The sequence below is a fragment of the Xanthomonas sp. WHRI 8932A genome, from assembly GCF_035012785.1.
Taxonomy (GTDB): domain Bacteria; phylum Pseudomonadota; class Gammaproteobacteria; order Xanthomonadales; family Xanthomonadaceae; genus Xanthomonas.
In genome coordinates this window covers 411,901-420,434 of sequence record NZ_JAYGQQ010000004.1, presented here as the reverse complement: position 1 = coordinate 420,434, position 8,534 = coordinate 411,901, and the positions used below count along the sequence as shown (strand labels likewise).

The window sequence follows — 8,534 nt, the reverse complement described above, 5'->3', positions numbered from 1 at the left end:
CCTCGACCAACCGCCTCGACCAACCGCCTCGACCAACCGCCTCGACCAACCGCCTCGACCAACCGCCTCGACCAACCGCCTCGACCAACCACCGCTCGATCACTCCCCCTCAGCCAAACCAACCAATCGCCAGCTTCCAAGCCGTAACCGCACACAGGCGAGCAAACAATCCAGGCACCGACCAACCACCGCGCGGCCGCTTTTATGCGGAATTTACGCAGCGCCCATGGCATGTCCATAGCGACTTTACGCAGCTCGGGACGAGACTGCGCGCAGTGGCGGAGCGGTTCCGCCGTGGACGATCCTGATGCATCCCTTGACCTGTCTGCTCCATCGGCGCTGCGCGCGCGGTGCGGCAGCGCCTTGCCTTGTTGTCATGCAGCTGCCGCATGCGCCCGCGCGCAGCGCAGCTGCCTTGCGCCCTTGTGCGCGTCACGGGGAGTAGCCGACATGCCTGCCTGGTTGTCCCTGCTGTGCGGCGTGGCCGTACTCGTTGCCGCCGCCTACCTGTTGTACGTGGTGCTGCGGCCCGAAGACTTCTGATGCGAGTGCGCTCCAATGAGTGAAACCTTTCTTGTTTATGCGCTGGCCATCGTGCTGGCGTGGCCCCTGGGCCGTTATCTGGCGGCGGTGATGCGCGGTGCACCGATGCGTGGCGATGCGCTGTTCGGCTGGATCGAACGGCCGTTATACGCATTGCTCGGCACCCGCCCGCAGCAGGGCATGTCGTGGCGCGGCTACACCATCGCGTTTCTGCTCAGCAACCTGGTGGTCGGGCTGCTGACCTGGGGCGTGTTCATGACCCAGGCGTGGCTGCCGTTCAACCCGGATGGCATCCCCAACATGCGTTGGGATACCGCGCTGCACACCATGGTGTCGTTCCTCACCAATACCAATCAGCAGCATTATTCCGGCCAGGCGCAGCTGTCGTATCTGGCGCAGATGACCGGCATCGTCGGCCTGCAGGTGGTAACGCCGATGATGGGTCTGGCGTTGGCGGTAGCAACCTTGCGCGCGTTGTTCGGTGGGCGCGCCGTCGCACGCGTGTCCGATGGCGCGCTGCTATCGGACGCGACGGCGAGCGCCCGGCCAGGAATGACCGATGAGGACGAGCAGGAGACGGCGTTGGCGCGCCATGCAGGGCAGCAGCCAACGTCCGGCGCAGAGGCGCTGCCCGAGGCCGATGTCGGCAACTACTGGGCCGACGTCATCCGCGCCAGCGTGCGCGTGCTGTTGCCGCTGTCTCTGGTGTGGGCCGTGTTGCTCGGCTGGCAAGGCGTGCCATCCACGCTGCAAGGTGCCGCGACGGCCGCACCGCTGGACAGCAGCGCCGGCATGACCACGCAGACCATTCCGGTGGGACCGGTGGCGGCGATGGTGGCGGTCAAGCAGCTCGGCACCAACGGCGGTGGCTGGTATGGCCCCAATAGTTCGGTGGCATTGGAAAACCCCACGCCATTGAGCAACGTGCTGGAAACCCTGGCACTGGTGCTGCTGCCGATGAGCGTTGTATTCATGGTCGGCTATCTGACCGGGCGCAAGCGACTCACGGCCTTGGTGTTCGGCACCATGTTGACAATGTCGGCTGCATCCACGGCCTTGTTGGTGTGGTCCGAAGCGCATTCGGCAAGTGCCGCCTCGCCAGCCCTGATGGAAGGCAAGGAAGTACGCATCGGCGCCGATGCTTCCGCGCTCTGGGCGGCGTTGACCACGCAGACGTCCAATGGCTCGGTCAATGCAATGCACGACTCGCTGGCGCCGCTGAGTGGTCTGGTCACGTTGGTGGATATGCTGATCAACGCCATCTGGGGCGGCATCGGCTGTGGCCTGCAGCAATTTGTGGTGTACCTGTTATTGAGCGTGTTTCTGGCCGGTTTGATGACCGGGCGCACGCCCGAATTGTTCGGCCGCAAGATCGAAGCGCGCGAAGTGCAGTTGCTGGCACTGCTGATTTTGTTGCAGCCGCTGGTGGTGCTGGGCTTTACCGCGGTGGCATTGGCGGTGCCGGCATTGACCGGTAATTCCAATCCCGGCTTTCATGGCATCAGCCAGGTGTTCTACGAGTACACCTCGGCTTTCGCCAACAACGGCTCGGGTTTCGAAGGGCTGGGCGATGCCACGTATTGGTGGAATCTGAGTTGTTCGGTGGTGCTGGCCCTGGGCCGCTATCCGGCCTTGATCCTGCCGTTGATGGTGGCCGCGCGCATGGCGATAAAGCGGCGCGCGCCCGAATCGGCCGGCAGCCTGCAGGTGGAAACACCCACCTTTGCGCTGACCTTGATGGCGATCGTGCTCGTGCTGACCGTGCTGCAGTTCATGCCGGCACTGGTGCTGGGCCCCATCGCTGAACACCTCGCCCTGGCGGCGTCCTGAGAATGAGCATGTCTACGATCGATACAACTGAAAAACGCGAGCGCGGTGACGCAGCGTTGTTCGATGCTGCGGTGCTGATCGCAGCGATGCGTGCGGCCTTTATCAAGCTGTCGCCACGGCATCTGCTGCGTAGCCCGGTGATGGCGGTGGTGATGGGCGGCACGCTGCTGGCAGCGGTGATCACCGGCAGCGGCTATGGCAATGCCGGTTTTGGCTGGGCAGTGACGGTGATCTTGTTTGTCACCGTGTTGTTCGGCAATTTTGCCGAAGCCATTGCCGAAGCACGTGGTCGTGGGCAGGCGGCATCGTTGCGCCGTGCGCGCAAGGACCTGATCGCGCGCCGCGTCGAAACCGTATTGGGTGGGCGCGAAACCCGCGTGCCGGCGGCCGAGCTACGTCCGGGCGATTACGTGATGGTGTCCGAAGGCGAATTCGTCCCGGCCGATGGCGAGATCGTGCGCGGCCTTGCCACCATCAACGAAGCGGCGGTGACCGGCGAATCGGCACCGGTGCTGCGCGAAGCCGGCACCGATCGTAGTGGCGTGATCGGCGGCACACGCGTGCTGTCCGACGAGATCGTGTTCAAGGTCACGGCCGAACCCGGCCACAGCTTTCTGGATCGCATGATCGCGCTGGTGGAAGGCGCCAATCGACAGAAGACGCCGAACGAAATCGCGCTGACGTTGTTGCTGGCCGCAATGACGTTGACCTTCCTGATCGTGGTGGCGTCGCTGCCGGCGATCGCAGGCTTTGTTGGCGTCACGCTGGACCCGCTGCTGCTGATCGCATTGCTGGTGTGTCTGATCCCGACCACGATCGGCGGCCTGTTGCCGGCGATCGGCATTGCTGGCATGAATCGCGCGTTGTCGGCCAATGTGCTGGCTAAATCCGGCAAGGCGGTGGAAGTGGCTGGCGACGTGGACGTGCTGCTGCTCGACAAGACCGGCACCATCACCTACGGCGACCGCCAGGCCACCGCGTTTCATCCGTTGGCCGGTATCGACCGTGCGCAGCTGCGCGATGCCGCAATGCTGGCCTCGCTGGCCGACCCCACGCCGGAAGGCAAATCCATCGTCAAACTCGCGCGCCAACAAGGTGCCGTGGCTGTCGAACCGGAAGGCGCGCATTTCATCGCTTTCACCGCGCAGACGCGCATGTCGGGGGTCGATCTGCCCGGCCGCGCGATTCGTAAAGGTGCCGGCGATGCCATCGTGGCGTATGTCCAGGCACAGGGCGCTACGGTGTCGCCGGAGTTGAACGGGCGTATCGAAGAAGTCGCACGCGGCGGCGCCACACCGCTGGTGGTCGCCGGAGGCCGGCATGTGCTCGGTGTGGTCGAATTGAGCGACGTGGTCAAGCAGGGCATCAAGGAAAAGTTCGCGCAGTTGCGTGCGATGGGCATCAAGACGGTGATGATCACCGGCGACAACCCGCTCACCGCTGCCGCCATTGCCGCAGAAGCCGGCGTGGACGATTACATCGCGCAAGCGCGCCCGGAAGACAAGTTGGCGCGCATCCGTGCCGAGCAAGCCGGCGGGCGGCTAGTTGCAATGGTGGGCGACGGCACCAACGATGCTCCAGCGCTGGCGCAGGCAGACGTGGGCCTGGCGATGAACTCTGGCACGCAGGCGGCCAAGGAAGCCGGCAACATGGTGGATCTGGATTCGGATCCGGCCAAGCTGTTGGCGGTGGTCGAAGTGGGCAAGCAGCAGTTGATCACGCGCGGTGCGTTGACCACCTTCTCGTTGGCCAACGACGTGTCGAAGTATTTCGCGATCCTGCCGGCGTTGTTTGCGGCAGCGATTCCCTCGATGGCCGCGCTCAACGTGATGCAGCTGTCCAGCCCGCGGCATGCGGTGCTGGCGGCGCTGATCTTCAATGCGCTGATCATTCCGGCGTTGATTCCGCTGGCCTTGCGTGGCGTGCGGTTTCGTCCGTCCAGCGCCACCGCCTTATTGCGCCGAAACATGCTGATCTACGGGCTGGGCGGCATCGTGCTGCCGTTTGCCGCCATCAAACTGATCGATCTGGCGCTTGTCGCCACCCTGGGTGCCTGAGCCATGACCACGTCTTCCGTCAATCATTGTTCCACTGCGTTGCCGTTGCGCGATGACGGTGCGTTACGCGCCTCGGTGATCCTCGCGCTGTTCATCCTGTTCGGCTTGGGCCTGGCGTATTCGCTGATCGCCACTGGCATCACCGGCGCGTTGTTTCCGGCCCAGGCGCACGGCTCGTTGCTGCGCCAGGACACGCGCGTCGTCGGCTCGACCTTGGTCGCGCAGCCGTTCACCGCTGCGCGCTATTTCCAGCCGCGTCCATCGGCCGCCAAGTACGATCTCACTGCGGCCGCCGGCAGCAATCAGGCGCGCTCCAATCCCGACCTGCAGGCACGCATCGCCGCCACGCGCGCGGAGGTCGCCACACGCGACGGGATTGCACCGGATGCGGTGCCGAGCGAGTTGCTGACCCAATCCGGCAGCGGCCTGGACCCGCATCTGAGCCCGGCAGGTGCGCAGGTGCAGGTACGCCGCATCGCCGCCGCACGCGGCTGGCCAGAGCAACGCGTCGCCGCACTGCTGCAAAGCGCCACCGAAGCGCCACAGTTCGGTCTGCTTGGCCAGCCACGGGTGAATGTGCTGGCGTTGAATCTTGCGTTGGATCAGGCCGGGAATGGAGAAACGGGAATCGAGAATAGAGTGAAGCAAAAGCACTAGGATCATCGTGCAGCTGTAGTCTTTGCGATTCCCGATTCCCGATTCCCGATTCCCGATTCCCGATTCCCCATTCCCGATGATTGACGCCCGCACCCAACAAGCCGACGCGCTGATCGGCGAACTGCAACGCGAACACGGCGGGCGCCTGACGGTGTTTTTGGGCGCGGCACCCGGCGTGGGCAAGACCTACGCCATGCTGTCGCGGGCGCGCGAGCGCTTGCGGCAGGGCATGGACGTGGTGGCCGGCATTGTGGAGACCCACGGGCGTAGCGAAACCGCTGCGTTGCTGGACGGCTTGCCGCTGTTGCCGCGCACACGCGTGAGCTACCAGGGCCGCACGCTGGAAGAACTCGATCTGGATGCGCTGCTGGCGCGCAAACCGCGCCTGGCCCTGATCGACGAGCTGGCCCATCGCAACGTGCCCGGCAGCCGTCACGAGCGGCGATGGCAGGACATCGTCGAACTGCTGGATGCCGGCATCGATGTCTACACCACGGTCAACATCCAGCACCTGGAAAGCCTCAACGACATCGTGCTGCGCATCACTGGCGTACGTGTGTCCGAAACGGTGCCCGATGCGGTGTTCGATCGTCTGCGCGACATCGTGCTGGTGGATCTGCCGCCGCGCGAACTGATCGAGCGCCTGCAGCAGGGCAAGGTCTATTTGCCCGAACAGGCGACGCAGGCCTTGCAGGCGTTTTTTTCGCCATCCAATCTGACCGCGCTGCGCGAACTGGCGATGCAGACCGCCGCCGACCGCGTCGACAGCGATCTGCGTGATACCCAGGTCGCGCGTGGGTTGCCCGGTACCGCCGCACTGCGCCGCCGTGTGGTGGTGGCCATCGATGGGCGTGGCAGTTCGGAGTATCTGGTGCGGGTGGCGCGGCGATTGTCCGAACGCCGCGATGCACCGTGGACGGTGGTCACCGTGCAGACGCGCACCGTGGCCGATGCCGGCTGGCAGCTGGAGATCGACCGCGCCTTCGCACTGACGCGTCGCCTGGGTGGCGACACCGCGTTGCTGCATGGCGCCAATGTCGCCGAGGCCTTGCTGGATTTCGCATCGCAAAACGGCGTGTCGACCCTGGTGCTTGGGCGCACCCGCGAGCGCCCATTGGCGCGCATGTTCAACCGCACCTTGACCCAGCAATTGCTGCAACGTGGCGCGCATTACGAACTGGTCATCGTCAGCTCCGCCGATGCGCGTGCACGCGCGCGTCAGCGCTGGCGCAATCCACGCCATTGGCTGCAGGGCTACGACCTGGCCTTCGCCGCCATCGCCGCCGCCGGTGCGGTGGCTGTGGCGTGGCTGTTGCAGCGCTGGACCGATATCGACGATCTGTCGATGGTGTTCATCGTCGCCGTGGTGCTGGTCGCGTCGCGCACCCGCATGGCCGCTGCGGTGATCGCAGCATTGCTGAGTTTTGTCGCCTACAACTTCTTCTTCATCGAACCGCGCTTTACCTTGCACATCAGTGCGCGCCAGGGCGTGGTGACGGTGTGTCTGTTCCTGATTGCGGCATTGGTCGCCGGGCGCCTGGCCTCGCGGCTGCGTAGCCAGGTGCTGGCGCTGCGTGCGGCCAATGCGCATGCCAACGCGCTGCAGGCGCTGGGCCGCCAGCTCAGCACGGCCGCCGATCTCGGCCAGGTGTTGGAAGCCGGCCGCCGTGCATTGACCACCGCACTGGATGCCGAGGTCTGGCTGCGCCTGGAGCAACGCGAAAGCGATGCACCGGCCAGCTTCGGCGCACTCGACCGCAGCGCGGCGGAGTGGACGCAGCGGCATGGGCAACCTGCGGGCCGCTTCACCGATACGCTGGCCGGTGCGCAATGGTGGTGCCTGCCGGTACGCCACGAGCGCGGCAGCCTGGGCGTGGCGGCGCTGCGCTTCCGGCAGGCCGTGCAGCGTCCTGGCCTGGAGCAACGTCGGCTGGCCGAAGCGATGGTGGACGACATCGGCCAGGCCGCGCTACGCACGCGGCTGGTCGCCGACCTGGAAGGCGCACGCGTGAGCGGCGAAACCGAACGCCTGCGCTCGGCATTGCTGTCGTCCGTCTCGCACGACCTGCGCTCGCCGCTGGCCTCGATGATCGGCTCGGCCAGCAGCCTGGCCAGTTATGGCGATGCGATGGATGCGCAGGATCGCCACGCCTTGCTCGACACCATCCAGCTCGAAGGCGAGCGGCTGGATCGCTACATCCAGAACCTGCTCGACATGACCAAGCTCGGCCACACCGGGCTGACCTTGAATCGCGACTGGATCGGCGTGGACGAGTTGATCGGCTCGGCCACCCGCCGCCTGCAGCGCTACCAACCGGATGTGCGCCTGCAACTGGACCTGGCCGCCGACCTGCCGGCAATCTGGGTGCACCCGGCCCTGGTGGAACAGGCCATCTTCAACGTGCTGGAGAATGCAGCGAAGTTTTCGCCACCAGGCATGGCCGTTACCGTGCAGGCGCAGCTGCGCAGCGGCGCCTTGCAGATCGATATCGGCGACCAGGGGCCGGGCATTCCCGAGGACGAGCGCGCGCGCATCTTCGACATGTTTTACAGCGTCGAACGCGGCGACCGCGGCCGTCACGGGACCGGTTTGGGGCTGACCATCTGCCAGGGCATGATCGGCGCGCACGGTGGCAGCGTCGAGGCGTTGGCCGGCGCGCATGGTCACGGCACCACGATCCGCATTACGCTGCCGCTGCTCGTTCCTGCCGCGCCACCTCGCCCCGATGCCGACTGACACCACTGCCATCCCGCCCGCCCGCGTTCTGATCGTCGACGACGAGCCGCAGATCCGCCGTTTTCTCGATATCAGCCTGCGCGCGCAGGGCTACCGCGTGCTGCAGGCCGGCACCGGCGAAGAAGGGCTTGCGCTGTTGGCCGGGCAGGGCGCCGAACTGGTGGTGCTGGATATCGGCCTGCCCGACCGCGACGGCCATGAAGTGCTGCGCGAGATCCGCCAGTGGTCCAACGTGCCGGTGATCATGCTCACCGTGCGCGCCGGCGAAACCGAAAAGGTCGCCGCACTCGATGCCGGCGCCAACGACTACGTCACCAAACCGTTCGGCGTGCAGGAACTGATGGCGCGCATCCGCTCGCTGTTGCGTCAGGCCGGTGCCGGCAACACGGTGGAAGAAAGCGTATTCGACGATGGCCGCCTGCACATCCATCTGGGCCTGCGCGAAGTCACCCTCAATGGCGAAGCCATCCCGTTGAGTCGCAAGGAATACGCCTTGCTCGCGCTGCTGCTCAAACATGCCGGCCGCGTGGTGACGCAACCGCAATTGCTGCGCGAAGTGTGGGGCCCCACGCACGAAGAGGACACCCACTACCTGCGCATCCTGGTCGGCAAGCTACGCCAGAAACTGCACGACGACGCTGCCGACCCGCATTACATCGTCACCGAACCGGGTGTGGGGCTGCGCTTTATCGGTGTGACGCGTTGAAGCA

The 8,534-nt window shown here is 65.5% G+C and carries 6 protein-coding genes; all 6 read left to right on the top strand.

The genetic code is table 11. The features are described from left to right. Positions 1-450: 450 nt before the first annotated feature. The 6 genes from VC212_RS09100 (at position 451) to VC212_RS09075 (ending at position 8,530) form a co-directional block, all read left to right on the top strand. Positions 451-543: a potassium-transporting ATPase subunit F gene (locus tag VC212_RS09100; RefSeq protein ID WP_006452907.1), complete on the top strand. Its 93-nt coding sequence runs from the start codon at positions 451-453 to the stop codon at positions 541-543. A gap of 15 nt (positions 544-558) precedes the next feature. Then, positions 559-2,373 carry a potassium-transporting ATPase subunit KdpA gene (kdpA, locus tag VC212_RS09095; RefSeq protein ID WP_323515553.1) on the top strand — a complete coding sequence of 605 codons (1,815 nt, stop codon included), beginning with the start codon at positions 559-561 and terminating at the stop codon, positions 2,371-2,373. Between the two features lie 8 nt (positions 2,374-2,381). Then, the gene (kdpB, locus tag VC212_RS09090; protein ID WP_323515552.1) at positions 2,382-4,430 is read left to right on the top strand and encodes a potassium-transporting ATPase subunit KdpB; all 2,049 of its coding nucleotides are present in this window, start codon (positions 2,382-2,384) and stop codon (positions 4,428-4,430) included. Positions 4,431-4,433: 3 nt separating this feature from the next. After that, positions 4,434-5,087 carry a potassium-transporting ATPase subunit KdpC gene (gene kdpC / locus VC212_RS09085; protein ID WP_323515550.1) on the top strand — a complete coding sequence of 218 codons (654 nt, stop codon included), beginning with the start codon at positions 4,434-4,436 and terminating at the stop codon, positions 5,085-5,087. A gap of 76 nt (positions 5,088-5,163) precedes the next feature. Next, a complete protein-coding gene (locus tag VC212_RS09080; protein WP_323515549.1) occupies positions 5,164-7,824 on the top strand; it encodes a sensor histidine kinase KdpD in 2,661 nt (886 codons plus the stop codon). Next, entirely contained in the window at positions 7,814-8,530 is a 717-nt protein-coding gene (locus VC212_RS09075) for a response regulator transcription factor (protein ID WP_055850891.1), read from the top strand. The genes VC212_RS09080 and VC212_RS09075 overlap by 11 nt, the downstream gene beginning before the upstream one ends. Positions 8,531-8,534: the final 4 nt, after the last annotated feature.

Coding starts and splice junctions, on each gene's coding strand:
- kdpC (WP_323515550.1), top strand. CDS start 4,434: ATGACCACGTCTTCCGTCAATCATTGTTCCACTGCGTTGCCGTTGCGC.
- VC212_RS09075 (WP_055850891.1), top strand. CDS start 7,814: ATGCCGACTGACACCACTGCCATCCCGCCCGCCCGCGTTCTGATCGTC.
- VC212_RS09100 (WP_006452907.1), top strand. CDS start 451: ATGCCTGCCTGGTTGTCCCTGCTGTGCGGCGTGGCCGTACTCGTTGCC.
- VC212_RS09080 (WP_323515549.1), top strand. CDS start 5,164: ATGATTGACGCCCGCACCCAACAAGCCGACGCGCTGATCGGCGAACTG.
- kdpA (WP_323515553.1), top strand. CDS start 559: ATGAGTGAAACCTTTCTTGTTTATGCGCTGGCCATCGTGCTGGCGTGG.
- kdpB (WP_323515552.1), top strand. CDS start 2,382: ATGTCTACGATCGATACAACTGAAAAACGCGAGCGCGGTGACGCAGCG.